This window comes from Sphingomonas taxi (assembly GCF_000764535.1).
Taxonomy (GTDB): domain Bacteria; phylum Pseudomonadota; class Alphaproteobacteria; order Sphingomonadales; family Sphingomonadaceae; genus Sphingomonas; species Sphingomonas taxi.
Genome location: NZ_CP009571.1, coordinates 1,066,370 through 1,090,384, shown reverse-complemented (window position 1 = coordinate 1,090,384; position 24,015 = coordinate 1,066,370). Strand labels below are relative to the sequence as shown.

The window sequence follows — 24,015 nt, the reverse complement described above, 5'->3', positions numbered from 1 at the left end:
CTCAATTGCCGCCGGTGTTGCCGGCGAGATCGGCGCGGACGCGTGCCAGCGCCGCGGCATCGGTCTTGACGCCGACCGCATTGCGGACCGCGCGCGCGAATTGCTCGGCATATTCGCGGCCGACGACGCGGGCGATGCTACCGCGTGCGCCAGCGACGGCGGCGGGCGTGCCGGCGGCATTGCCGGGAACGATCGTATCGAGCTTGACGATCAGCCAGCCGGCGTTGTTCGGCGCCTCCAGCAGCTTGGCATTGCCCTTCGCCATCGAGAAGAGCAGCGCGAGCGGCGGCTGGACGTTGCCCTGCGCCGCGGCGAGCTGCGCACGGCTGGCGCCGGCGGTCTGCACCGGCGGCAGCGCGCGGCCCGAGGCGGCCATCGCCTGCGCCAAAGGCGTGCCCTTGTTGACCTTGGCGAGGATATCCGTCGCCAGCTTGCGCGCGGCGGTGCGTGCGCGATCGGCGGTGACGTCGGCGATCACCTGCGTCTTCACCTGATCGAGCGGCCGCGGCGCGGCGCGGACGACGCGACCGATCGCGACGACCGCAAAGCCGCCGTCCTGGCCGACCGGCACCAACTGCGCCGGATCACCCTCCGCCATCTGGAAGGCGGCGGCGACGATCGGCGCCACCGCCGGGTCGGGCCGTGCCGCCGGGGCGTCGGGGTTGGTGCCGTTGGCGAGCAACGGCGGCGTGGTCTGCGCGCTGAGCTTCTGGTCGGCGACGGCCTCGTCGAAGGTGGCGTTCTTGCCGAGCGCGGTGTCGAGCGAATCGTGCACGTCGGCGAGGGCCTGTTGCAGCTTGCGCGTCGACAATTCGGCGACGAGTTCCGGCTTCGCCTGTTCGAGCGTCTTGCCCGGCACCTGTTCGATCTTCTCGACGCGGGCAACGACCCAGCCGAGCGGACCCCGCACCGGGCCGATTACCCCGCCGCTGGGCGCGGCGAAGGCGGCGTCGGCGATACCCGCGCTGCTCGTGGCGGCATAGGCCGGCTTGGTGAGACCGGTCTGCACCGCGGGCTCCAGCCCGGCGGCGCGTGCGGCATCGGCGATCGGCGTGCCGGCCTTCACCTTGGCGGCGAGCGCATTGGCCCCCGCCTGATCGGCGACGACCACCTGGCTGATGTCGCGCTTCTCGGCGGCGGCGAAGCGGCTGCGCTGCTGATTGTAGGCGGCGGCGATCTCGGCGTCGGTCGGCACCGCGCGCGCCTTGACCTGCTCCGGCGTCACCACCGCATAGCGGACGACGCGCCGCTCGGGCACGGTGTAGCGCTGGATGTTGCGGCGATAGAAGGCCTGCTGCTCGGCGTCGGTCGGCGCCGGGCCGGTGTCGACGGCCTTGGCGGGGACGAAGGCGACCTGCCCCGAGCGCTTTTCGAGCATCAGCGAGGCGTAGGGCAGCGCGACCTTCATCGGCACCTGCGTCGCGCCCTGCGTCGGCAGCATGAGCTGCTGCGCGATGATGTCGCGGGCGATGTCGGTGCGGACCTGCGCGTCGGTGAGCTTCTGGTCGGCGAGCAGGCGCTGGTAATTGGCGGGGTCGAACTGGCCGTTGGGGCCGCGCAGGCCGGGGATGCTGGCGATCACGCCGTCGACCGAGCGCTTGCTGACGATCATATGCTGGCCGCGCCCGAACGCTTCGAGCGCGAGGCCGTTGATCGTCCGGTCGAGCGTCGCCTGCAATCCGCCCTGGTCGAGCAGTTGCTGCATCGTCGGCGCCGGCTGCTGCTGGCGGGCGGCCTCCTGCGATGCCGCCTGCAGCTCGGTCTGGACGCGGCCGCGCAGCTCGGTGGCGGTGACCTTCTGGCCGCCGACGGTGGCGACGCTGTTGCCCGACAGGCTGGTGCCATTCCCCGCCAAGCCGGTGATGTCGCCCGCCGCGAAGGCGAGCGCGATCACGCCGAGGACGATGAAGGTGACGACGATGCCGGCCTTGGAATTGATGATCCGGCGGAAAAAGCTGAGCATGAAAAGGCCGATCGTCCCTCTTGAAGAGCAGCGTCTTTAGGGGCGCAGCGGCTTGCCATCAAGCGCGCGGGCGGGCACAGTTTGTTGAACATGTAAAACAGGAGGTCGGATGACGCGGCGCAAGCTGGTGGCGGGCAATTGGAAGATGAACGGATCGCGTGCCGCGCTCGCCGAACTCGACGGCATCGCGGCGGCGGCGGCCGGCGCGCCGGGCGTCGACGTGATGGTCGCGGTGCCGTTCACGCTGATCGCGCCCGCGGCGGAACGGGCACCGGGGCTGCTGATCGGCGCCGAGGACGTGCACGAGGCGGACAGCGGCGCGCATACCGGTTGCGTCTCGGCCGCGATGGTCGCCGAGGCGGGCGCGCGCTTCACCATCGTCGGCCACAGCGAGCGACGGATGGACCAGGGCGAGACCAGCCACGATGCCTGGGCGAAGGCGGCGGCGGCGCGGCGCCAAGGGCTGCACGTCATCTCCTGCTGCGGCGAGACCGAGGCGGAGCGCGACGCCGACCGCGCCGAACGCGTGGTGCAGGCGCAGATCGAGAAGTCGGTCCCCGACAATGCCGACGGCAGCTGGTTCACGCTCGCCTACGAACCGCGTTGGGCGATCGGCACGGGTCGCACGCCGACGCTGGAGCAGATTTGCGCGATCCACGCGATCGCCCGCGCCAAGCTGCGCACGCTGATCGGCGATGCCGCCGACGGCGTGCGCATCCTGTACGGTGGATCGGTGACCGGGGAGAATGCCGCGACGATCCTCGCCTGCGACAATGTCGACGGTGCGCTGGTCGGCGGGGCGAGCCTGACCGCCGCGAAGTTCGTGCCGATCATCGAGGCGGCGGCCGGGGTGTAGCACGCGCGAGCGGTCGCCGAACCCCGGTCAGCGTTGCGAAAGGCGGGGTGCGGCATCATCTTGCCATCGTGATCGCGCCTGCTCCCCTACGCGAACGGCTCGGCGCCGCCGCTTTGACCGCCGTCATCGTCGCGGCGCTCGGCTATGCCTTGTGGCTCGGGCTCGCTTTCCGGGGCGGCGTCACCCCGATGCAGAGCGCGCTGGCCACCTTCACCGTCGCGCCCGAGCCGCCGCCGCCGGAGCGCGTCATACCGCCGCCCAAGCGGATCAACCGGCCGAGCGGCCGGGCGGCGCCGCCCAATCTCCGCTCCAAGGCGACCGAGGTCACCGCGCCGGTGCCGATCGTCCAGATCGCGCCACCGCCGCCGATCGTCGTCGCGCCGCTGCCCAATATCGGCGCGCAGGCGACCTCCGGCGCATCCGACCGGGCGGGGCCGGGCACCGGCGCCGGCGGGATCGGCGACGGCAATGGCGCGGGCGGCGACGGCGATGGCGACGGCAGCGGCTGGGAAAAGGTGCCGCGGCTGGTCAGCGGCCGGATCAAGGGATCGGACATCCCCGACGCGATCCTCGACACCGGTTTTCGCGGCGTCGTCGGCGTCCGCTATCGCGTCGAAACCAACGGCCGCGTCACCGGCTGCACGATCGCGCGGTCGAGCGGCAGTGCGCTGATGGATCAGGTGACCTGTGCGGCGATCGAGAAGCGCTTCCGCTACGATCCGTGGCGCGATGCGGCCGGGCGGCCGGTGCGATCGACGGTGCTGCGCGACCAGCAATGGGACATCGATCCGCCGACGATCGATCGCTGACCTTCGTTAGTCCGCGATGAAGCCGGCGGCCTCTGCGCGCGCGAGGCTGGATCGGACGACGAGATGGTGGAACGGCGTGATCGCCGTGAGATAGGCGTGGCCGAGCCGGTTGCGGCAGCGCACCACCGTCGTCGCGAACACGGTGCCGGTGCGGTGGGCGCTGCGGTCGACGAGCAGCGAGAGGCGGAAATCGAGGTGCCGGTCGTCTTCGCCGAGGATGATCTCGTCCGCCGATTGCGCGCGGATCGGGAAGAAGGCGACGCGCGCGTCTGCGCGGACCGCGTTGCGGATATCCCCCGTCGTCTGCAGGCCGGCACTGCGCGCGAAACCGTCGCGTATCCCCAGCAGCGCGCGGAACCACCAGCTCGGGCGGTCGAGGATCGCCCGCGCGATCGTAAGGATATCGCCATCATGCCCGGGCGGCAGCGGCGCGGCATAGCAATCGAGCAGGTCCGCGCCGTCATACCAGTCGGCGATACGGCTCGAGTGGGGCGGATCGCGGCGGGTGACGCTCACCGCGTGCCATAGCGCCGCTTGAGCAGCGCGTAGCAGGCGCGCAGCGCATAGGCGTCGCCGCCCTTCGGACGACCCGGTTTGGCGGAGGGGCGCCAGGCGAAGACGTCCATATGCGCCCAGATCGTGTCCTTCGGCACGAAGCGGCGCAGGAACAGCGCGGCGGTGATCGCGCCGGCGAAGCCGCCGTCAGGGGCGTTGACCATGTCGGCGATGTCCGACTTGAGCATCTCGTCATAGCCGTCCCACAGCGGCAATCGCCACAGGGGGTCGTCGAGCGCGGTGCCGGCGGCGAGCAGGTCCGCCGCGAGGGTCTCGTCGTCGGTGAACAGCGGCGGCAAATCGGGGCCGAGCGCGACGCGCGCCGCGCCGGTCAGCGTCGCGAAGTCGAGGATCAGCTCGGGATGCGCCTCCCCGGCGCGGGTGAGCGCGTCGGCGAGGATCAGCCGTCCTTCGGCATCGGTGTTGGTGTTCTCGATCGTCGGGCCGAGGCGGCTGCGCAGCACGTCGCCGGGACGGAAGGCATTGCCGGCGATCGCATTCTCCACCGCCGGGATCAGCAGGTGCAGGCGCACCGGCAGCCGCGCCGCCATGACGAGGCTGGCGAGCGCAAGCGCATGCGCCGCACCGCCCATATCCTTCTTCATCAGCCGCATGCCGGCCGATGGCTTGATGTCGAGCCCGCCGGTATCGAACACCACGCCCTTGCCGACCAAGGCGATGCGCGGATGCGCGGGGTCGCCCCATTCGAGCTCGATCAGCCGTGGCGCGCGCTCCTTGACCGCCGCCTGTCCAACCGCGTGGATCAGCGGATAGCCGGTGGCAAGCGCGTCGCCGCGGGTGATGGTGACGCTCGCTTGATGATCGCGCGCCAGCCGTTCGGCGGCGGCTTCCAGCTCGGCGGGGCCGAGGTCGCCCGCGCCGGTATTGACGAGATCGCGCACCCAGCCGGTCGCGGCGGCGAGGCGCAAGGTCTCCTCGATACCTGCGGCGTCCTGCGTCAGGAGGATGCGCGCGCCGGTGTCGTCCGCCCTGCGATAGCGATCGAAGCGATATTGGCCGAGCAGCCAGCCGAGCGCGGCGGGGCCGATCGCACCGCCGACGCGATAGGTGCCGGCGGGGAGCGCCTCGGCGAGCTTCGCCAACGTCCAGACGTCGGGTGCGGCGGCGACGACGATCGCCTGCACGTCCTCGTCGGCGTAGATGGCGTGGCTGCCGGACTTGCCGGTGAAGCGTTGCGCGGCGAGCGCGGTGCGGACGCGTGGCGGCTGGGCGGCGAGCCATGCGTCATAGGCGTCGGGCGCGATCAGCGCGATGGAGCGGGCGGGCTGGCCGCGGTCGGGCTGGAGCAGGGTGTCGGGCATATCAGGTCGCCGGGCTGACGAGGAATTGCTCGTAGCGCTCGGTGCCGTCGGGCTCGGCGAAGGTGCCGATCGACAGCTTCCGGTCGGGATAGGTCACGGTGTAGCGGCGCTGCACGAAGCCGCCGCGTAATTGCGTCTGTCCCGCTTTCTCGAAGCTGGTCGGCGCGCCGAGCGCCGACAGGCTGGTGCGATAATCCGCGAGCACCTGCGGCGTGAAATAATAAGAGGCGTTGGCGGTGAGCAGCGTGCGGTCGAGCGTGCCGCCGCGCAGCGCGTCGAACATCGCGCGCGCCGCCTTCGTCTTCGCCGCCTCGGTGGCGTCGGCATCGGCGGGAAGGACGACCTTGGCGATGCCCTGCGCGATGCTGACGAAGGCGTTGCCGAAATCGGCGTTGGTGAGGACGACGATCGCCGCTTTCTGTTCGGGATAGACGATATTCTCTGACAGGAAGCCGACCGCCTCGCCGCTATGTTCGACATAGGGCTGGCCGGCGCGTTTGCCGAGGCTGACGCCGAGGCCGTAATTGGTCGTGCTGCCGTCGGCGAGCAGCACCGGCTTCTCCTGCGCTGCCCAGTCGTCGGCGGGGAGCAGGCTGCGGTTCAGACGCGCCACGTCCCATTTGGCGAGGTCGCCGGCGCTCATCGACAATTCGCCCGCGGCATAGAGCCAGCCGTCGGCGGCGGGACGCGCGACGCGGACCGGGCCGAGCGCATTGCGGTGATAACCCGAGGGGAAACGGGCGCCGATCGCTTTGTCCTGATCGATCGCGGTGATGCCGAGCGGCTTGAAGACGCGGCGTTCGAGGAGGGTCAGCAACGGCTCGCCCGCGGCCTTTTCGGCGATCAGGCCGGCGACGACATAGCCGGTGTTGGAATATTGCCATTGCGTGCCGGGGGCGAAGTCGAGCGGCTTCTTCGCCCAGCGGTCGACGATCGCCTGCGGCGTGGTCGGCGTCTCCATCGCCTTGAAGCTGTAGTCCTGCGGCCAGTAATCCTGCAGGCCCGAGGTGTGGCTGAGCAACTGGCGGATGGTGATCCGGTCGCCGCCGCTGATCCCCGGCAGCCATTTGGCGACGGTGTCGTCCAGCGACACTTTGCCGTCGTCCTCGAGCAGCAGCAGCGCCGCGGCGGTGAACTGCTTCGAGATCGAGGCGATCTGATAGGGCGCGTCGGGGCGTGCGGCGTCGCGGTCCGATTGCTTGCCATAGGCCTTGGTCAGCACGATCCGCCCGCCGCGCACGATCGCGACCTGCGCCGAGGGCGTGCCGGTGGTGGCGAGCGCATCGGCGACGACCTTGTCGACCGCGGTCTGTTCGGCGGGGGTGAGCGTCTGGGCGGCGAGGGGGCTGGCGGTGAGAAGGAGAGCGAGCGTCGCGAGCGTCTTGTGCAGCATCGCGGAAGGCTGCCACATCCGGGTGGTCTGGCGAAAGTGAAATCGGCGCGCGGGCGTCGAGCGCGGCTGGCGGTGTCCTACGGTGATATCAGGAAGCGGCACCGTCGTGGTTCGAACACCGGCCTTCGATGCCATCTCACGCTGGACTAACGAAAGGAGGGGTGGCATCTTCGTGCCATGCCTTTCGTCATTCCCATCGCGATTGCGAACAGCGGACGAATTAACCACCCGGCCTGATGCGTCGGGCCGGGTCTATCCGCTTGTGACTATCATGATGCTGCGTGCATCTGCGAAGGGTATCGAACCATGTCTTTGGAACAACCGACGCTGCACCTCGTGTGCGGCAAGATCGCTGCCGGGAAATCCACGCTTACCGGTGCTCTAGGAAAACAGCCCCACACGGTCGTGGTGAGGGAAGATTACTGGCTGGCACGCCTGTATCCGGGCGAGCAGAACAGTCTTGCCGACTATGTTCGCAACGCAGCGCGGCTGCGCGATGCGATGCGCGCGCATCTGGTCGATCTGTTGCGGGCGGGATTATCCGTGGTGTTGGACTTTCCGGCGAATACACCGGCAAGCCGGGCATGGATGCGCACCGTGTTCGAAGAGGCGGGCTGTGCTCACCAGCTCCATTACCTCGACGTTCCGGATGACGTCTGCAAATCCCGGTTACGCCGGCGAAATGACGACGGCACGCACGAATTTACCGTGAGCGACGACGATTTCGCGCAAATAACGAAGCATTTCGTTCCGCCAGCATCCGAGGAAGGATTCGACGTCGTTCTGCATCGACCCTAGCCCTCCGTCCTCTCCCGCGACGTTCACCGCGCAACGGGAGAGGACCCGGACCGCACTGCGTCAAACCGGTACGCCGTACAGATCGTGTTCGTCGGCGTCCTCGATCGCCACCGGGACGATGTCGCCGACCGCGAGGTGCGCGGCATCGCGCAGGAAGACCTGGCCGTCGATCTCGGGGGCGTCGGCCTGGCTGCGGCCGGTGGCGCCTTCTTCACCCACTTCGTCGATGATGACGGGGAGGGTGCGGCCAATCTTCGCGGCGAGCTTGGCGGCGCTGATCGCGGCGGTCTTCGCCATGATCCGCTGGTAGCGCTCCTCCTTCACCTCCTCCGGCACGTGATCGGGCAGGAGGTTGGCGGCGGCGCCCTCGACCGGCTCGAAGCGGAATGCGCCGACGCGGTCGAGCTGCGCCTCGTCGAGCCAGTCGAGCAGGTATTCGAAGTCCGCCTCGGTCTCGCCGGGGAAGCCGACGACGAAGGTCGAGCGGATCGCGATGTCCGGGCAGATCTCGCGCCACTGATGGATGCGGCTCAGGACCTTGGCGTCGTTGCCGGGGCGCTTCATGCGCTTGAGCACCGACGGCGCGGCATGCTGGAACGGAATGTCGAGATAGGGGAGCACCAGCCCCTCGGCCATCAGCGGGATGACCTGATCGACATGGGGGTAGGGATAGACGTAGTGGAGGCGGACCCAGGGGGCGATCCTGCCAAGCTCGCGGGCGAGGTCGGTCATGTGCGGCACGACCTCCTGCCCCTTCCACAGCCGCGGCTCCTTGCGGATATCGATGCCGTAGGCGCTGGTGTCCTGGCTGATGACGAGCAGTTCGCGCGTGCCGGCGGCGACGAGCTTCTCCGCCTCGCGCAGGATCGCGTCGGGGCGGCGGCTGACGAGATCGCCGCGCAGGCTCGGGATGATGCAGAACGAACAGCGGTGATTGCAGCCCTCCGAGATCTTCAGATAGCTGTAATGACGCGGCGTCAGCTTGAGCCCGGCGTCGGGGATCAGGTCGATATAGGGCGAGAGGTGGGCGGGCGCCGCCTCGTGCACCGCCTCGACGACCTGTTCGTACTGATGCGCGCCGGTGACCGCGAGCACCTGCGGGAAGCGGGCGCGGATCACCTCGGCCTCCTTGCCCATGCAGCCGGTGACGATGACGCGGCCGTTCTCGGCGATCGCCTCGCCGATCGCCTCGAGGCTTTCCTCCTTCGCCGAATCGAGGAAGCCGCAGGTGTTGACCAGCACGACGTCGGCGCCGGCGTAATCGGCGGACATCTGATAGCCGTCGGCGCGCAGCTGCGTGAGGATGCGTTCGCTGTCGACCAGATTCTTGGGACAGCCGAGCGACACCATGCCGACGCGCGGCGGGGAGGGGAGACGAGTTGCCATGAGAGAGGCGCACATAGGCGTTTCGCCGCGCTTTTGCCAGATGGTGCCGTGTCCGGCGTCGTTCGTCGCTCGACACCGGCGGGGGCAGGCGGCACAGCGGCGGCAGGGGAGTGACGTTTGATGCTGGCAATAGGGTTGATGTCCGGAACGTCGCTCGACGGGATCGATGCGGCGCTGCTCGAGACCGATGGCGAGGGACAGGTGCGCGCCCTGGCGTTTCGCGGCGAGGCCTATTCGGATGCGGCGCGCGCGCAGCTCGCCGCGGCGACGACGCTGGCGCTGACCTTCGACCGGCCGCGCGCGAGCCCCGATCTGGTCGCGGCGGGCGAGCTGATCGACCGGACGCATGCCTTCGCCGTCCACAAATTGCTGCGCGAGGCGGGCGTCGAGGCGGCGGACGTCGGGGTGATCGGCTATCACGGCCAGACCGTCGCGCATCGCCCCGATCGCGGCTGGACGTGGCAGATCGGCGACGGCGCGGTGCTGGCGCGGGCGACGGGCATCACCGTGGTCAGCGACTTCCGCAGCGCCGACGTCGCCGCGGGCGGGCAGGGGGCGCCGCTGCTACCGGTCTATCATGCCGCGCTGGTCGCGGGGCTGGACAAGCCGGTGGCGGTGCTCAACCTCGGCGGGGTGGGGAACATCACCTTCGTCGGCGCGGACGGGACGCTCGTCGCCTTCGATACCGGGCCGGCGAACGGGCTGATCGATAGCTGGGTCGAGGCGGAGACCGGCGCGCGCTTCGACGCGGACGGTGCGCTGGCGGCGGCGGGGCAGGTCGACGAGGCGGTGCTGACCGGGATGCTCGACCATCCGTTCTTCGAACTGGCACCGCCGAAGAGCCTCGATCGCAACGATTTCACCGTTCAGCCGGCGCGCGGGCTGGCGGCGGCGGACGGTGCCGCGACGCTGACCGCCTTCACCGCGGCGAGCGTCAACGAGGCGATCGACCGCCTGCCGGCGCGGCCGCGGCGGCTGATCGTCGCGGGCGGCGGCCGGCATAACCCGACCTTGCTGCGGATGATCGGCGAGCGGACCGGGCTGACGCCCGAGCCGAGCGATGCGCTGGGCTGGAACGGCGATGCGATGGAGGCGGAGGGCTTCGCCTATATGGCGGTGCGGACGCTGCGCGGTCTGCCGATCAGCTTTCCGGGGACAACCGGGGTGGCGGCACCGCTGCCCGGTGGGGTGGTGAGCCGGCCGTAGCGCGTGCCGCGTTGGACGACATGGACGCTGCAATGGCAGCGATCGGCTCAGCGATGCTCTGCTTGACGCCACCTCCAGTGTCCCCGCGACAGCGGGAACCCACGGTTAAGCAGAGCAACGCCTGATGCCGTTCGTGACTCCCGGGCTCCCGCTTTCGCGGGAGCACTGATAGGGTATCGCCCTTCGCGGAGCATGTGGTCGCGAAGCGTTCCGAGATTTCAGCGTGGGCGAACGCTGACCGGGGTCGGGCAGCCGTCGATCTCCCGGACCACGGTGTAGATCGGCTTGGCCGGCGGCAGTTCGCCGAGCTTGTGGAGGCCGGGCTTGACCGCGCCCGACACCTGGCGGGTGCTCGGCCGTTCGCATCTGTCGACGAGCGGCGGCTTCGGCTTCGTCGGCTGTGCCGCGGCAAGCGTGGGAACGAGTGCGATGAGCAACGGCAGGCAACGCATCATGAGTCTCCCCGATATGGACCTATTCTATCAGACTCGCCGACCGTGCGCTACCGTTTGCGGGTCAGTTCGCGCATCGCGTCGTCGAGTCCGGCGAGCGTCAGCGGGTACATGCGCTCGCTCATCAGCTCGCGGATCATGCGGATCGACGGGCTGTAGCCCCATTGCGGTGATGGGAGGGGATTGAGCCACACCGCGGCCGGATAGGTGTTGGTCAGCCGCTGCATCCACGTCGCGCCCGCCTCTTCGTTGTTATGCTCGACCGAGCCGCCCGGATGGCTGATCTCGTATGGGCTCATCGATGCGTCGCCGACGAGGACGAGCTTGTAATCGTGGCCGAATTTATGAAGCACGTCCCACAGCGGCGTGCGTTCGGAGAAGCGCCGGCGATTGTCCTTCCACACGCCTTCATACGGGCAATTGTGAAAGTAGAAGAATTCGAGATTCTTGAACTCGGCGGTGGCGGCGCTGAACAATTCCTCGCACAGCGTCACCCACGGGTCCATCGAGCCGCCGACGTCGAGGAACAGCAGCAGCTTGACCGCATTGCGCCGTTCGGGCCGCATCCGCACGTCGAGCCAGCCCTGGCGCGCGGTGCCGTCGATCGTACCGTCGATATCGAGTTCGTCCGCCGCGCCCTCGCGTGCGAAGCGGCGCAGGCGGCGCAGCGCGACCTTGATGTTGCGCGTGCCGAGCTCGCGCGTCGAATCGAGATTGCGGAATTCGCGCTGGTCCCAGACCTTGATCGCGCGATGATGGCGGCTCTCGCCGCCGATGCGGACGCCTTCCGGATTGTAGCCGCCGTTGCCGAACGGGCTGGTGCCGCCGGTGCCGATCCATTTGCTGCCGCCCTGATGGCGCCCTTCCTGTTCGGCGAGCCGCTGTTTGAGCGTCGCCATGATCTCGTCCCACGAGCCCAGCGATTCGATCCGCGCCATCTCCTCGGGGGTGAGATATTGCTCGGCGACCGCCTTCAGCCAGTCTTCGGGCAGATCCGCCGTCTCGGCGCCGTAGCTGGTGGCGATGCCGCGGAAGACCTTGGCGAAGACCTGGTCGAAGCGGTCGAGCAGCCCCTCGTCCTTCACATAGGTGGCGCGGGCGAGATAGTAGAAGGCCTCCGGCGTGCGGTCGATCACCTCGGCGTCGAGCGCCTCGAGCAGGACGAGATGCTCCTTGAGGCTGGCCGGGATGCCGGCGGCGCGAAGCTCGTCGAGGAAGGCGAGGAACATGGCGGCATCTTAGGGGTGCCGCGGCGCGTGTCTACCGGCCGGCGCCGGGGACGTAGGCGTCGATCAGCGCGCCGACGTAATCGGGGTTGCGGCTGGTGAGTTGCGGCGAGGGGTGGCCGCCGTAGATGAAGCCCTTGACCGGGTAGATGCCGCCGCCGAGCCCCTCGACATCGCGATACCAGACCTTGACCTCGCTCCAGTCGTTGCCCGGCGATACGTCGTACAGCGTGACGTCCTGTTCGGCATGGCCGCGCTTGCCGTTCTGGCGCGACCAATTGGCGTGGGTGAGCATCAGCACGCGACGCTCGACGACCCGGCTGACCACCGCGACATGACCGAGCGGCAGGCGGCCGGTCTTGGCGAAGACGATCACCGACCCCTGGCGCGGACGATGGCCGCGGTTGTAGCGACCCTCGGCCTGGTTCCACCACGTCCAGGCATCACCGTAGATCTCGATCCCCGATGCGGCACGCGCGAACGGCACGCACTGCCCGACATAGTCGAGCAGCCCGGCCGACGCGCCGAGAGGGGCGGCAAGCATTGCCGCCTGTGCGGCAGCGACCAGCAGGCCGCACCTGGGAAATAAGCCCCGCATTGGGGCGAGTTACGTCATTGCGGATGACTGGCAGATTGGCAGTCATGGTTAACGCGCAATAAAGCGGCAAAAAGTTGCCGGTCGTTGCAGGGGCGGAACGATGGGTGGTGGTATGCGGCTCAGCGCTGCCGCTTGGCCATGAACGCCAGCCGTTCGAACAGCATGATGTCCTGTTCGTTCTTCAGCAGCGCGCCGTGCAGCGGCGGGATCGCCTTGGTCGGGTCGCGGTTCTGGAGGATGTCGAGCGGCATGTCCTCGTGGAGCAGTAGCTTGAGCCAGTCGAGCAATTCGCTGGTACTCGGCTTCTTCTTGAGGCCCGGCACGTCGCGGACCTCGTAGAAGACGTCCATCGCCTTGCTCACCAGGATCTTCTGGATGCCCGGGAAGTGGACGTCGACGATCGCCTGCATCGTCTCGCGATCGGGGAATTTGATGTAATGGAAGAAGCAGCGGCGCAGGAAGGCGTCGGGCAGCTCCTTCTCGTTGTTGCTGGTGATGACGACGATCGGCCGTTCGACGGCGCGCACCGTCTCCTTCGTCTCGTAGACGTGGAATTCCATCCGATCGAGTTCCTGCAACAGGTCGTTGGGGAATTCGATATCCGCCTTGTCGATCTCGTCGATCAGCAGCACCGGCGGGGTCGGCCGGGTGAACGCCTCCCACAATTTGCCGCGGCGGATGTAATTGGCGATGTCGTGGACGCGTTCGTCGCCGAGCTGGCCGTCGCGCAGCCGGGCGACCGCGTCATATTCGTACAAGCCCTGCTGCGCCTTGGTGGTCGACTTGACGTTCCACTCGATCAGCTCGGCACCGGTCGCCTTGGCGATCTCATAGGCGAGGACGGTCTTGCCGGTGCCCGGTTCGCCTTTGACCAGCAAGGGGCGGCGAAGCGTCACCGCGGCGTTGACCGCGACCTTCAGGTCGTCGGTCGCGACATAGCTTTGCGTGCCTTCGAAGCGCTTCATGGCCGTTCCCGACGGTGGAGTGTCGGGAATCTGGTTGGCGCATCGCGTCGCGCCGCGCAAGCGACGCGAGGGCCGGCTCAGCCGTTGCGCGCGCTGGCGCGGGCTTCGAGCAGGTCCCACAACGCGCGATGCTGCGCGAGCAACTGCTGCGCGCCGAAGCGGACCGCCCGTTCGGTGGCCAGTGTCGCGCCGAGCATCGTGACGCTCGACGCGGTTTCGGCGAGCGACGGGAAGCCGGCGGGGACCGGCTCGACCCCGAACCGTTCGGCGGCGTGATCGAGCAGCAGGCGGATCGTCGTCCAGTCATTCACCAAAGCGGCGACCGCGCCCGTCGCGCAGCCGCGGCGTTCGGAGCGGGCGAGCGTTTCGAGTGCGTGGCGGCTGGCGATCAGCGCCGCCTCGGTCTCGGCCTGGCCCGGCGTCGAGGGAGTGGGGCCGGCGGCGGCGGCGAGGCGGGCGATATAGCTGCGCTCCCCGACAAAGGCGTCAGCGACCGCGGTCAGCCAGTCGCAGGCGTCGGGCTGGACGCAGAAGGTGCGCGCCTCCACCGCGAGGCCGGGCGGGTCACCGTGGACGGCGCAGAGCGCGTGGACCGCGTCGGACAGGTCGCGCGAGGCGGCGGCGGGCGAGATGAGCAGGCTGAGATGCGGATGCGCCACGCTGCCGTCGGCCTCGCCGAGCTCGGTCACCACGTCCCAAGCGCTCGCTTGCCCACCCTTCTGTGCCGTGTCCAACATGCTGTCCCGCTAATCGATATCGTGCCGCCAAGCCGGTCCGACTTGGTCCCTTGTCTACCCACTAACTATACCGAAGCGAGTAAAGAGACGGTTTATGCGTCGGTAACCCTGTCTCATTCCGTCTTTACGCGGGCGGGCCGTGCCGTAAGAACGCCAACTCGTTGTTTTTGGAGAAGGTGGATGCGGGGATGGATCGTGGCCTTGGCGCTCGCGTCGGTGGGGAGCGTGGCGATGACCGTTGAGGCGGGGGCGCAGACCGGCGCGACTCGGCCCGCGGTGGCCCCCGAAGGCGGCGCACTGACGCTGGCGCGGGTGTTCGGCAGCCCCGATCTGTCGGGCTCGCAGCCGCGCGGCGTGCGGCTGTCGCCCGACGGGACCCTGCTCACCTTCCTGCGTCCGCGCGCCGACGAGAAGGAGCGCACCGATCTGTGGGCGCGCGACACGCGCACCGGCGCCGAGCGGATGCTGGTCGACAGCAAGAAGGTCGGCAGCGGCGCCGAGCTGAGCGAGGCGGAGAAGATGCAGCGCGAACGCGCGCGGATCGGCGGGTCGAAGGGCATCGTCGCCTATGATTTCTCGCCCGACGGCAAGGCGATCCTCGTGCCGCTCGACGGCGATCTGTATCTGGCGTCGCTCGACGGGCAGGTACGGCGGCTGACGCAGACGCCGGGCGGTGAACTCAACCCGGTCGTGTCGCCGAAGGGCGGCTATGTCAGCTTCGTGCGCGACCAGAATCTGTTCGCGCAGCCGCTCGCCGGTGGCGCGGCAGGCGCGGTGACGCAGGGCGGCGGCGGCACGATCCACTTCGGCGAGGCGGAGTTCGTCGCGCAGGAGGAAATGCATCGCACCACCGGCTATTGGTGGTCGCCCGACGAGCGGTTCATCGCGGTCGAGAAGTTCGACGAAGCGCCGGTCCACGTCTTTACCCGCGCATCGATCGGCGCGGCGGGGACCAAGACCTATGAGCAGCGCTATCCCGCGGCGGGAACGCCCAACGTGCTGGTCGAGCTGTACGTGATGCGGCCGGACGGATCGGGGCAGGTCAAGGTCGATCTCGGCAGCAACCCCGACATCTATCTGGCGCGGGTCGATTGGACGCCAGACGGCAAGACCCTGCTGGTGCAGCGGCAGAGCCGCGACCAGAAGACGCTCGACATGCTGCGAGTCGACCCGGAGACGGGCAAGGCGAGCGTGCTGTTCACCGAAAAGTCGGGCGCGAAGAGCTGGCTCAATTTGTCGGACGACTACCAGCCGATGAAGGACGGCAGCCTGATCTGGCGTTCCGAGCGCGACGGCTACGGCCATCTCTACCGCTGGACGCCGGGCGGCAAGTGGACGCAGCTGACCAAGGGGCCGTGGGTGGTCACCGGGCTGGTCGGCGTCGACGAGCAGAAGGGGCGGCTGTATTTCACCGGGCTGAAGGACGACGTGCTCGAACAGCATCTCTATGCGGTCGACATCGCCAAACCCAATGCGATCGAACGGCTGACCGAGCGCGGCTGGACCAACAATGCGACGATGGACAAGGCGGCGAGCCGCTTCATCGTGTCGCGGTCCAATTCCGCACAGCCGACGCAGGTCTATATGGCCGACACCAGCGGCAAGCGGATCGCGTGGATCAACGAGAATGCGGTGGTTGCGGGCCATCCCTATTTCCCGTTCCTCGCGCAGCATCAGCCGACCAAGTTCGGGACGATCAAGGCCGCCGACGGCACGACGCTCTATTGGGAGATGATTACGCCGCCGCTCGTCGCCGGAAAGACGTACCCGGTATTTTTCGAACATTATGGCGGCCCGGGCACCGGCCAGCAGGTGACGCGCGGCTGGCAGGGAGCCTTGCCGCAATATCTGGTCAGCCAGGGCTGGGTCTATTTCAAGATCGACAATCGCGGCTCGTACAATCGCGGCAAGGCGTTCGAGGATCAGATCTATCATGCGATGGGCACGGTCGAGGTCGAGGATCAGCTCGCCGGGGCGAATTACCTGAAGTCGCTGCCGTTCGTCGACGGCGGCAGGATCGCCACTTATGGCTGGTCGTATGGCGGCTATATGTCGCTCAAGATGCTCGAGAAGACGTCGGGCGTTTATGCCGCGGCGGTATCGGGCGCGCCGGTGACCGACTGGCAGCTGTACGACACGCATTACACCGAACGCTATCTCGGCGATCCGGCGAAGGACCCGCAGAGCTATGCGGGTTCGGCGGCGGTCGAGGAGGCGTCGAAGATCCGCGATCCGCTGCTGCTGATCCACGGCATGGCGGACGACAACGTCTTCCTCGACAATTCGACCAAGGTGGCGGCGCGGATGCAGGCGACCGCGACGCCGTTCGAGATGATGTTCTACCCCGGCTATACGCACCGCGTGGCGGGGCCGGGGGTCAGCCAGCATCTGTGGGGAACGATCCTCGAATTCCTCGACCGGACCGTGAAGAACAAGAAATAGGGGCGGGCCCCTTTCTCCGGTGCGTATGCCTTCGTCACCCTGGCCTTAAGCCGGGGTCCCGCTTCTTTCCATCGGTTGGAAGAAGCGGGATGCCGGATCGAGTCCGGCATGACGGGGCAGGCCAGCGCTGACATGATTTCGTCGCGCAGCGCCGCTACACGCCGCCGATGCGTTTCCTGACCCTCTTCCATCTCTGGCCGTTCCTCGACACGCTCGTCAGCTACGTCACCGCCTTCGTGCTCGGCACCGCAATCGGCGCCGAGCGGCAATATCGCCAGCGCACCGCGGGGCTGCGCACCAATGCGCTGGTCGCGATCGGCGCTGCGGCGTTCGTCGACCTCGGCCAGCGGCTGGGCGGCGATGTCGAGTCGATCCGGATCATCGCCTATGTCGTCTCGGGGATCGGCTTCCTCGGCGCCGGCGTCATCATGAAGGAGGGGATGAACGTCCGCGGGCTCAACACCGCGGCGACTTTGTGGTGTTCGGCGGCGGTCGGTGCGATCGCGGGATCGGACATGGTCGCCGAGGCGGTGCTGCTCACCGTCGTTGTGCTCGCCGCCAACACGCTGCTGCGGCCGCTGGTCGATGCGATCAACCGCATCCCGCTCGTCGGCCATTCGGTCGAGGCGACCTATACCGTGACGATCACCGTCGATCCGGCGCAGGCGGGGCCGATGGGCGACATGCTCGTCGCGCATCTCGAAAATGCGCAACTGCCCGTCGCCGAGCTGGACAGCGAGGCGCGCGGCGACGATTTGGTCGAGGTGACGGCGACGCTGGTCAGCACCAATGTGCCGGACAAGGAGCTGGACGCGCTGGTCGACCACCTCGCCCGCGTCCACGGCATCGGCCACGCGACGTGGCAGCTCAGCACGCACGATTAGCAAAGCCGATGGACGTGGCCACGCAACCGTATTAGGCGGCGCTGCAACGCAGCGGAGGGTTTCATGGGTTATCGGGTGGTGGTCGCGGGGGCGACGGGCAATGTCGGGCGCGAGATGGTGAACATCCTCGCCGAGCGCGAATTCCCCCTCGACGAGATCGCCGTGCTGGCGTCGAGCCGCAGCCAGGGCGAGCAGATCGAATATGGCGACACCGGCAAGATGCTCAAGGTGCAGAATATCGAGCATTTCGATCCCGCCGGCTGGGACATGGCGCTGTTCGCGATCGGCAGCGAGGCGACCAAGGTCTATGCGCCCAAGTTCGCCGCCGCCGGCTGTACGGTGATCGACAATTCGTCGCTCTACCGGATGGATCCCGACGTGCCGCTGATCGTGCCCGAGGTGAATGCCGCGGCGATCGACGGCTACAAGGCCAGGAACATCATCGCCAACCCGAACTGCTCGACCGCGCAGATGGTGGTGGCGCTCAAGCCGCTGCACGATGCCGCGACGATCACCCGCGTCGTCGTCTCGACCTATCAATCGGTCTCGGGCGCCGGCAAGGTCGGCATGGACGAACTGTTCGAGCAGAGCCGCAACATCTTCGTCGGCGACAGTGCCGAGGCGAAGAAGTTCACCAAGCAGATCGCTTTCAACGTCATCCCCCACATCGACAGCTTCCTCGACGACGGGTCGACCAAGGAAGAGTGGAAGATGGTGGTCGAGACCAAGAAGATCCTCGATTCGAAGATCAAGGTGACCGCGACCTGCGTGCGCGTGCCGGTGTTCGTCGGCCATTCGGAATCGATCAACATCGAATTCGCCAACGAGCTGTCCGCCGACGACGCCAAGCGCATCCTGCGCGAGGCGCCGGGCGTCATGCTGATCGATAAGCATGAGGACGGCGGCTATATCACCCCGATCGAGGCGGCGGGCGACGATGCCACCTATGTCAGCCGCGTCCGCGAGGATCCGACGATCGAGAACGGCCTCAACCTGTGGTGCGTCAGCGACAATCTGCGCAAGGGCGCGGCGTTGAATGCGGTGCAGATCGCCGAGCTGCTTGGCCGGCGGCACCTCAAGAAGGACGGTTGAGGGGCTGACGTGGCGATGATAGCATCGCCCCTATGGCACAGGTGCTGATCCGGAACCTCGATGACGCCCTGCTTCGCGACTATCAGCGGGCCGCTGATGGCAACGGTCGCTCGCTCGAGGCGGAGTTGCGCGCGGCGTTGCAGCGGTTGCGGCCCGATGCCGGCGAGGGACATCGTGACGTGCGGGCGAGGCTCGCCGCGATCCGCGCAATGACCCCGGATGTGCCGCAGACACCGGCCGAGCGGCTCGTCCGCGAGGATCGCGAGGGCTTTCGCGAGGCTTGACCTGGATCGTCGACACCAGCGTCGCCGTCGAATGGGCGGTCGCCGAGGAGGGCGCGGACCTCGCCGCGTCGTTCCTCGGTGGCGATGTGGTGGCACCGGATCTGTTGCGGAGCGAACTTGCCAACGCGCTCTGGAAAAAGGTGCGGCGCAACGAAATCGATGCATTGCAGGCGGTGGCCGGATTCGCGGCGATCGAGGATGCGCTGACATTTCTAGCGACCGATCGGCTTGCCGCCCGCGCGCTGGATATCGCGCTGGCGATCGCCCACCCGGTGTATGATTGCCTGTATCTGGCGCTGGCGGAATCCACCGGCATGCGAATCCTGACGGCCGACCGCAAGCTGATCGTCAATTGTTAGGGTACGCCCTACGGCAAATGGCTGGTATCGTTGGAGGAGGCCAGCGCCGCGGGCTAATGCCCGATATAGCGCCCCGGTCGGTGCCAGGCGATCAGGATCAGGCTCATCGCGGCGGCGCTGAGCGCCGACCAGGCGAGCTGCGTGCCGGTGATGACAGGTGCGGAGACGGCGAGGATCACCACGTCGATCGCGATCTGCGAGCGGCCGGCGTTCCAGCCGCGGGTGCGTTGCAGCCATAAGGTGAGCACGCCGGTGCCGCCGACGCCGGCCTGATGCCGGGCGAGCGACAATATCCCCATACCGATCACCGTGCCGCCGACGACCGCGGCGAAGGCGGGGTGGATGTCGACGACGTGGATCGACGCGCGCGCGAGGGCGGACAGACCGGCGATACCGAGATTGACCAGCACCGACTTCACCGCGAAGCGCGCGCCCATCACCTTGTGCGCGAAGGCGAAGAACGGGATGTTGATCAGCGTGAACAGCACGCCCGCGGGCAACGGCACCTTGTAGGAGATCAACAGCGCGATACCGGCGACACCGCCGGTGACGAGACCGGCGGCCTTCAGGAAGATCAGCCCGACGACGATCAGGATACACCCGATCAGCAGGGCATAGGCGTCTTCGGCGACGCTGTGCGGGCGGCCGTGGGAGAAAGCAATGTCGCGGGACTGCATCGGACCTCATGCGTGATGGGTCAGGCGCCTCTCCCGGCGATACCGCTCTCGGGGGCGGTATCGTGCGCTATACAGTCTCGGGCGGTGAACGGAAGACGGTCAGATCCGGCGGTGCTTGCCGCCATAGCGATGGCCGACGTAATCGCCGATCCGCGCCATCTCGCGCGCCGCGCCCTGCGTCGCTTCGGAACAGCAGGGCAGGGGGTCGCGCTCCGCCTGCGCCGCGCGCATCGCGACGCGGTCGGTCAGTTCCTCGATATCGGCGCGGCTGAGCACGTTCTTCTCGCGCAACAGGCACAACAGGCTCTGGAGGATCACCAGGCTCTCGTCGCCCGCCGGCGTCATGCCGTGGGTTTGCAGACCATTGTCCATCATCGCTCTCCTACAAGCTTTGAAGGCAGAGTATGCCTGTTTCACCCCTTTGGAAAGTTCGATTTTGGACGGTCTCGTCCGGCAGATCCGGGTCCCCTTCGACCGCACCGGCGGCGATCGAGGCTGGACATCGCGCCGCTCGCAACCCAACGGGTATCGCCATTCCGTATCCGCAGCAGCAGGACCCTAGATCGTGGCCGACTCGCCGACCGACCCGCAGTATTTCAAAAGCTTCGACGGCACCCGCATCGCCTGGCGCGAGCTGGGCGAGGGGCGGCCCGCCGTACTGATCCACGGCTATTTCTCGACCGCCGAGGTCAATTGGCTGAAATACGGTCATGCCGCCAAGCTCGCCGCGCGCGGCTTCCGGGTCATCATGCCCGATCTGCGTGGCCACGGCCTCAGCGACCGGCCGCATGACGTCGCCGCCTATCCGCCGGACGCGCTGATGCGCGACGGCATGGCACTGATCGCGCATCTCGGCCTCACCGATTACGATCTCGGCGGCTATTCGCTCGGCGGGCGGACGACGATGCGGATGCTGGTCAATGGCGCGACGCCGCGGCGGGCGGTGATGGCCGGAATGGGACTAACCGGCATCCTCACCACCTCGGGCCGCGGCGACTATTTCCGCAAGGTGCTGACCAACCTCGGCAGTTTCGAGCGCGGCAGCAACGAATGGATGACCGAGGCCTTCCTCAAGACGACCAAGGGCGATCCCGTCGCGCTGCTCAACGTGCTCGAGACGTTCGTGGATACGCCGCTGGACGCGGTCGAGGCGATCGCCGTGCCGGTCGCGGTCATCACCGGCGCGGAGGACGACGACAACGGTTCGGGTGCGGCACTGGCCGATGCGATCCCGCAGGCGGTCTTTCGCGAGATCCCCGGCGGCCATATGAGCGCGGTCGCCAAGCCCGAACTCGGGCAGGCGATCGCCGACTATCTCGCCGGCTGAGCGATGGCTTGACCCGCGGACGATGACGCGGCCATCCTGACGACAATCACAGGATCGTCAGGGGGTTTCATCCATGCGTCTCGTTTCCACCACCGCGCTCGCCGCGGCCCTGTTCGTCATGCCCGCCGCCGCCCAGACCGGCGCCAACACTGGCGCCAGGCCGACCGCGGCGGAGGCCGACGCCTATGTCGCCGCGGTCGAGAAGGAGGCCGCCGACCTCTCGGTGCCGGCGCAGCAGACCGCCTGGGTCAACGCCACCTATATCACCGACGACACCGACGCGCTCGCCGCTAAGTCCGGTGCCGAACTGACCGAGAAGGCGGTGCAATGGGCGAAGGGGGCGGCGCGGTTTAACGGCGTGTCCGGCGTGTCGTTCGACACGCGTCGCAAGCTCGACCTGCTCAAGAACGGCGTCGGCCTGCCCGCGCCGACCACGCCGGGCGCCGCCACCGAACTGGCGACGCTGACCACGCGGATGTCGTCGAGCTACGGCAAGGGCAAGGGCACGCTCGACGGCAAGCCGATCAACGGCTCGGACATCGAGGCGGCGATGGGCACGTCGCGCGATCCCGCCAAGCTCAAGGAAATGTGGGTCAGCTGGAACGACAATGTCGGTGCGCCGATGCGCAAGGACTATACGCGGATGACCGCGATCTCCAACGCCGGCGCCAAGGAGCTGGGTTTCGGCGACGTCGGCGCGATGTGGCGTTCGGGCTATGACATGACGCCCGCGCAGTTCGAGGCGCTGACCGACCAGATCTGGAAGGAGGTCGAGCCGCTCTATTTGTCGCTGCACACCTATGTCCGCTGGAAGCTCAACGCGAAATACGGCGATGCGGTGCAGCCGAAGACGGGGCCGATCCGGAGCGACCTGCTCGGCAATATGTGGGCGCAGGAATGGGGCAATATCTACGACATCGTCGCGCCGAAGGGGGCGGGCGACGTCGGCTACGACACCGGCGAGCTGCTTACCGCCAAGGGCTATGATCCCGTGCGGATGGTGAAACAGGGCGAGGCCTTCTATTCGTCGCTCGGCTTCGCGCCTTTGCCCAAGACCTTCTGGGAGCGGTCGCAGATCGTCAAGCCGGCCGACCGCGAGGTGATCTGCCACGCCTCCGCCTGGGATATCGACAATGCGGACGATATCCGCATCAAGATGTGCACTAAGGTGAACGGCGACGATTTCGTCACCATCCACCACGAACTCGGCCACAATTACTATCAGCGCGCGTACAAGGCGCAGCCCTATCTCTACAAGAACGGCGCCAACGACGGCTTCCATGAGGCGATCGGCGATACCGTCGCGCTGTCGATCACGCCCGATTACCTCGTCAAGATCGGCCTGCTCGCGCCGGCGCAGGTGCCGAGCGCGGATAAGGACATCGGCCTGCTGCTGCGTCAGGCGATGGACAAGGTGGCGTTCCTGCCGTTCGGCCTGCTGGTCGACAAATGGCGCTGGAACGTCTTTTCGGGCAGGATCGGCAGCGGTGATTACCAGAAGGGCTGGGACGCGCTGCGCCTGCAATATCAGGGTATCACGCCGCCGGTGGCGCGCGACGAGACCAAGTTCGATGCCGGCGCAAAATATCATATCCCGGCGACGGTGCCCTATACGCGCTACTTCCTCGCGCGGGTGCTCCAGTTCCAGTTCTACAAGGCGGCGTGCGATCAGGCCGGCTGGAAGGGACCGCTGCACCGCTGTTCCTTCTACGACAACAAGGCGGTGGGGACGAAGCTCAACGCGATGCTGGCGATGGGCCAGTCCAAGCCCTGGCCCGATGCGCTGCAGGTGATGACCGGATCGCGGCAGATGTCGGGCAAGGCGCTGGTCGCCTATTTCGCGCCGCTCAAGACGTGGCTCGACCAGCAGAACAGGGGCAAGCCGTCGGGCTGGTGAGGGGCGAGCATTGTCCTCCCCGCGAGGGCGGGGCTATTGCATAGGATCGATCGGGATGTTGCGACGGTGCCGACATCTCCGTCATGCCGGACTTGATCCGGCATCCCGCTTCTTCTCGCCGTCCGAAGAAGCGGGACCCCGGCGCAAGGCCGGGGTGACGGAGCGGGGTTGGCCACCCGCATGCTTGGACCCTCGTTCGCGATAGCCCTCCCCCGCAAAGGGGAGGAATCGGATCAAGTCTTGTCCGGGATCGTATTCTCGTCGGCGATGCCGGCTTCGAACGACTTGGAGGCGTCTTCGCCGGTCGGGCCGTGCGCCTTCTTGCCGTCCTTGGGCGTGCTGCCGCGCAGCGATAGCAGCGCCGCCGCCGCCACCGCGCCGACCGTCGCGACGCCTGCACCGATCGCGGCGATACCCCATTTGTTGGTACCGTCGGAGTCGCGCTTCTTGGCGGCGGGCTTCTTCGTCGCGGCGCGCGGCGTGGCGCGCTTGGTCGAACGGGGCTTCACCGTCTTGGCGGCGGCGGAGACCGCGCCTTCGGCCTTGGTCACCGCGGCCTTGGCGCGGCGCGTCGTCTTGGCGGCGGCGTCGCTCACCGCGGTCTCGACCTTCTCGACCGTCGAGGGTTCGGCGGGCTTGGCGCGCGGTCCGCGCGGCTTTGCTGGAGCCTTGGTCGCCGCCGCGCGCGTCGTGGTCGTCTTGCGCGGCGAACGGCGGCGCGGCGTCACCGCGGGCGTGTCGGACTTCGGCGTGTCGTCGGTTTCATCGGCCACGGCAGCAACTCCCT

The 24,015-nt window shown here is 67.8% G+C and carries 24 protein-coding genes; 11 read left to right on the top strand and 13 right to left on the bottom strand.

The genetic code is table 11. The features are described from left to right. Window position 1 precedes the first annotated feature (1 nt). Complete coding sequence (locus MC45_RS04855; RefSeq protein WP_038660226.1) at window positions 2–1,963, bottom strand: peptidylprolyl isomerase; 1,962 nt, start codon at window positions 1,961–1,963, stop codon at window positions 2–4. A 109-nt stretch (window positions 1,964–2,072) separates the two neighbouring features. On the opposite strand from MC45_RS04855, the gene tpiA reads away from it, so the two are divergent. Together tpiA and MC45_RS19905 are read left to right on the top strand one after the other, a co-directional pair. Next, window positions 2,073–2,819 carry a triose-phosphate isomerase gene (gene tpiA / locus MC45_RS04850; protein ID WP_038660224.1) on the top strand — a complete coding sequence of 249 codons (747 nt, stop codon included), beginning with the start codon at window positions 2,073–2,075 and terminating at the stop codon, window positions 2,817–2,819. A 68-nt stretch (window positions 2,820–2,887) separates the two neighbouring features. Next, a complete protein-coding gene (locus tag MC45_RS19905) occupies window positions 2,888–3,628 on the top strand; it encodes an energy transducer TonB (RefSeq protein WP_281177482.1) in 741 nt (246 codons plus the stop codon). A 6-nt stretch (window positions 3,629–3,634) separates the two neighbouring features. On the opposite strand, the gene MC45_RS04840 is transcribed toward MC45_RS19905, so the two are convergent. The 3 genes from MC45_RS04840 to MC45_RS04830 are packed head-to-tail and all read right to left on the bottom strand — an operon-like array spanning window position 3,635 to window position 6,916. After that, entirely contained in the window at window positions 3,635–4,144 is a 510-nt protein-coding gene (locus MC45_RS04840) for a DUF2867 domain-containing protein (protein ID WP_038660221.1), read from the bottom strand. Further along, window positions 4,141–5,505: a leucyl aminopeptidase family protein gene (locus tag MC45_RS04835; protein WP_038660218.1), complete on the bottom strand. Its 1,365-nt coding sequence runs from the start codon at window positions 5,503–5,505 to the stop codon at window positions 4,141–4,143. The genes MC45_RS04840 and MC45_RS04835 overlap by 4 nt, the downstream gene beginning before the upstream one ends. A 1-nt stretch (window position 5,506) precedes the next feature. Next, a complete protein-coding gene (locus MC45_RS04830) occupies window positions 5,507–6,916 on the bottom strand; it encodes a serine hydrolase domain-containing protein (RefSeq protein WP_081974335.1) in 1,410 nt (469 codons plus the stop codon). A gap of 288 nt (window positions 6,917–7,204) precedes the next feature. Here MC45_RS04830 and MC45_RS04825 point away from each other — a divergent pair, with 288 nt between their 5' ends. Next, window positions 7,205–7,696 carry a P-loop nucleotide/nucleoside kinase family protein gene (locus MC45_RS04825; RefSeq protein WP_038660215.1) on the top strand — a complete coding sequence of 164 codons (492 nt, stop codon included), beginning with the start codon at window positions 7,205–7,207 and terminating at the stop codon, window positions 7,694–7,696. Window positions 7,697–7,756: 60 nt separating this feature from the next. Here the strand turns inward: MC45_RS04825 and rimO are convergent, their stop codons facing one another. Then, on the bottom strand, window positions 7,757–9,082 hold the full coding sequence (rimO, locus tag MC45_RS04820; RefSeq protein ID WP_038660213.1) for a 30S ribosomal protein S12 methylthiotransferase RimO: 1,326 nt from the start codon (window positions 9,080–9,082) through the stop codon (window positions 7,757–7,759). 120 nt (window positions 9,083–9,202) lie between these two features. On the opposite strand from rimO, the gene MC45_RS04815 reads away from it, so the two are divergent. After that, the gene (locus MC45_RS04815; RefSeq protein ID WP_081974334.1) at window positions 9,203–10,288 is read left to right on the top strand and encodes an anhydro-N-acetylmuramic acid kinase; all 1,086 of its coding nucleotides are present in this window, start codon (window positions 9,203–9,205) and stop codon (window positions 10,286–10,288) included. A 218-nt stretch (window positions 10,289–10,506) separates the two neighbouring features. Here the strand turns inward: MC45_RS04815 and MC45_RS04810 are convergent, their stop codons facing one another. The 5 genes from MC45_RS04810 to MC45_RS04790 form a co-directional block, all read right to left on the bottom strand. Further along, window positions 10,507–10,743: a hypothetical protein gene (locus tag MC45_RS04810; RefSeq protein ID WP_038660207.1), complete on the bottom strand. Its 237-nt coding sequence runs from the start codon at window positions 10,741–10,743 to the stop codon at window positions 10,507–10,509. A gap of 47 nt (window positions 10,744–10,790) precedes the next feature. Then, on the bottom strand, window positions 10,791–11,969 hold the full coding sequence (locus tag MC45_RS04805) for a vWA domain-containing protein (RefSeq protein WP_038660204.1): 1,179 nt from the start codon (window positions 11,967–11,969) through the stop codon (window positions 10,791–10,793). A gap of 31 nt (window positions 11,970–12,000) precedes the next feature. Then, window positions 12,001–12,564, bottom strand: coding sequence for a CHAP domain-containing protein (locus MC45_RS04800; protein ID WP_038660201.1), 564 nt, complete (start codon window positions 12,562–12,564; stop codon window positions 12,001–12,003). Between the two features lie 119 nt (window positions 12,565–12,683). Further along, a complete protein-coding gene (locus MC45_RS04795) occupies window positions 12,684–13,529 on the bottom strand; it encodes an AAA family ATPase (RefSeq protein ID WP_038660198.1) in 846 nt (281 codons plus the stop codon). A gap of 77 nt (window positions 13,530–13,606) precedes the next feature. Next, complete coding sequence (locus MC45_RS04790) at window positions 13,607–14,266, bottom strand: DUF6975 family protein (protein WP_038660195.1); 660 nt, start codon at window positions 14,264–14,266, stop codon at window positions 13,607–13,609. 231 nt (window positions 14,267–14,497) lie between these two features. On the opposite strand from MC45_RS04790, the gene MC45_RS04785 reads away from it, so the two are divergent. The 5 genes from MC45_RS04785 to MC45_RS04765 all read left to right on the top strand — a co-directional run bounded on the left by MC45_RS04785 (window position 14,498) and on the right by MC45_RS04765 (window position 19,327). Beyond that, a complete protein-coding gene (locus tag MC45_RS04785) occupies window positions 14,498–16,708 on the top strand; it encodes a S9 family peptidase (RefSeq protein ID WP_052075780.1) in 2,211 nt (736 codons plus the stop codon). A gap of 167 nt (window positions 16,709–16,875) precedes the next feature. Next, window positions 16,876–17,592 carry an MgtC/SapB family protein gene (locus MC45_RS04780; RefSeq protein WP_038660192.1) on the top strand — a complete coding sequence of 239 codons (717 nt, stop codon included), beginning with the start codon at window positions 16,876–16,878 and terminating at the stop codon, window positions 17,590–17,592. Window positions 17,593–17,655: 63 nt separating this feature from the next. Beyond that, complete coding sequence (locus tag MC45_RS04775; RefSeq protein WP_038660187.1) at window positions 17,656–18,684, top strand: aspartate-semialdehyde dehydrogenase; 1,029 nt, start codon at window positions 17,656–17,658, stop codon at window positions 18,682–18,684. Window positions 18,685–18,716: 32 nt separating this feature from the next. Further along, entirely contained in the window at window positions 18,717–18,968 is a 252-nt protein-coding gene (locus tag MC45_RS04770) for a FitA-like ribbon-helix-helix domain-containing protein (protein ID WP_038660183.1), read from the top strand. Next, window positions 18,965–19,327 (top strand): type II toxin-antitoxin system VapC family toxin, encoded by a 363-nt coding sequence (locus MC45_RS04765; protein WP_052075513.1) that lies wholly within the window; start codon window positions 18,965–18,967, stop codon window positions 19,325–19,327. The genes MC45_RS04770 and MC45_RS04765 overlap by 4 nt, the downstream gene beginning before the upstream one ends. A gap of 53 nt (window positions 19,328–19,380) precedes the next feature. Here the strand turns inward: MC45_RS04765 and MC45_RS04760 are convergent, their stop codons facing one another. Together MC45_RS04760 and MC45_RS04755 are read right to left on the bottom strand one after the other, a co-directional pair. Next, entirely contained in the window at window positions 19,381–20,004 is a 624-nt protein-coding gene (locus tag MC45_RS04760; RefSeq protein WP_052075512.1) for a YitT family protein, read from the bottom strand. Window positions 20,005–20,103: 99 nt separating this feature from the next. Next, on the bottom strand, window positions 20,104–20,379 hold the full coding sequence (locus MC45_RS04755; protein ID WP_038660181.1) for a hypothetical protein: 276 nt from the start codon (window positions 20,377–20,379) through the stop codon (window positions 20,104–20,106). 190 nt (window positions 20,380–20,569) lie between these two features. Between MC45_RS04755 and MC45_RS04750 the strand changes: the two genes are divergently transcribed. Further along, on the top strand, window positions 20,570–21,331 hold the full coding sequence (locus tag MC45_RS04750; RefSeq protein WP_038660178.1) for an alpha/beta fold hydrolase: 762 nt from the start codon (window positions 20,570–20,572) through the stop codon (window positions 21,329–21,331). Window positions 21,332–21,404: 73 nt separating this feature from the next. Continuing rightward, the gene (locus MC45_RS04745; protein ID WP_038660175.1) at window positions 21,405–23,228 is read left to right on the top strand and encodes a M2 family metallopeptidase; all 1,824 of its coding nucleotides are present in this window, start codon (window positions 21,405–21,407) and stop codon (window positions 23,226–23,228) included. A gap of 233 nt (window positions 23,229–23,461) precedes the next feature. On the opposite strand, the gene MC45_RS04740 is transcribed toward MC45_RS04745, so the two are convergent. Further along, the gene (locus MC45_RS04740; protein ID WP_038660172.1) at window positions 23,462–24,001 is read right to left on the bottom strand and encodes a hypothetical protein; all 540 of its coding nucleotides are present in this window, start codon (window positions 23,999–24,001) and stop codon (window positions 23,462–23,464) included. Between the last annotated feature and the right edge of the window lie 14 nt (window positions 24,002–24,015).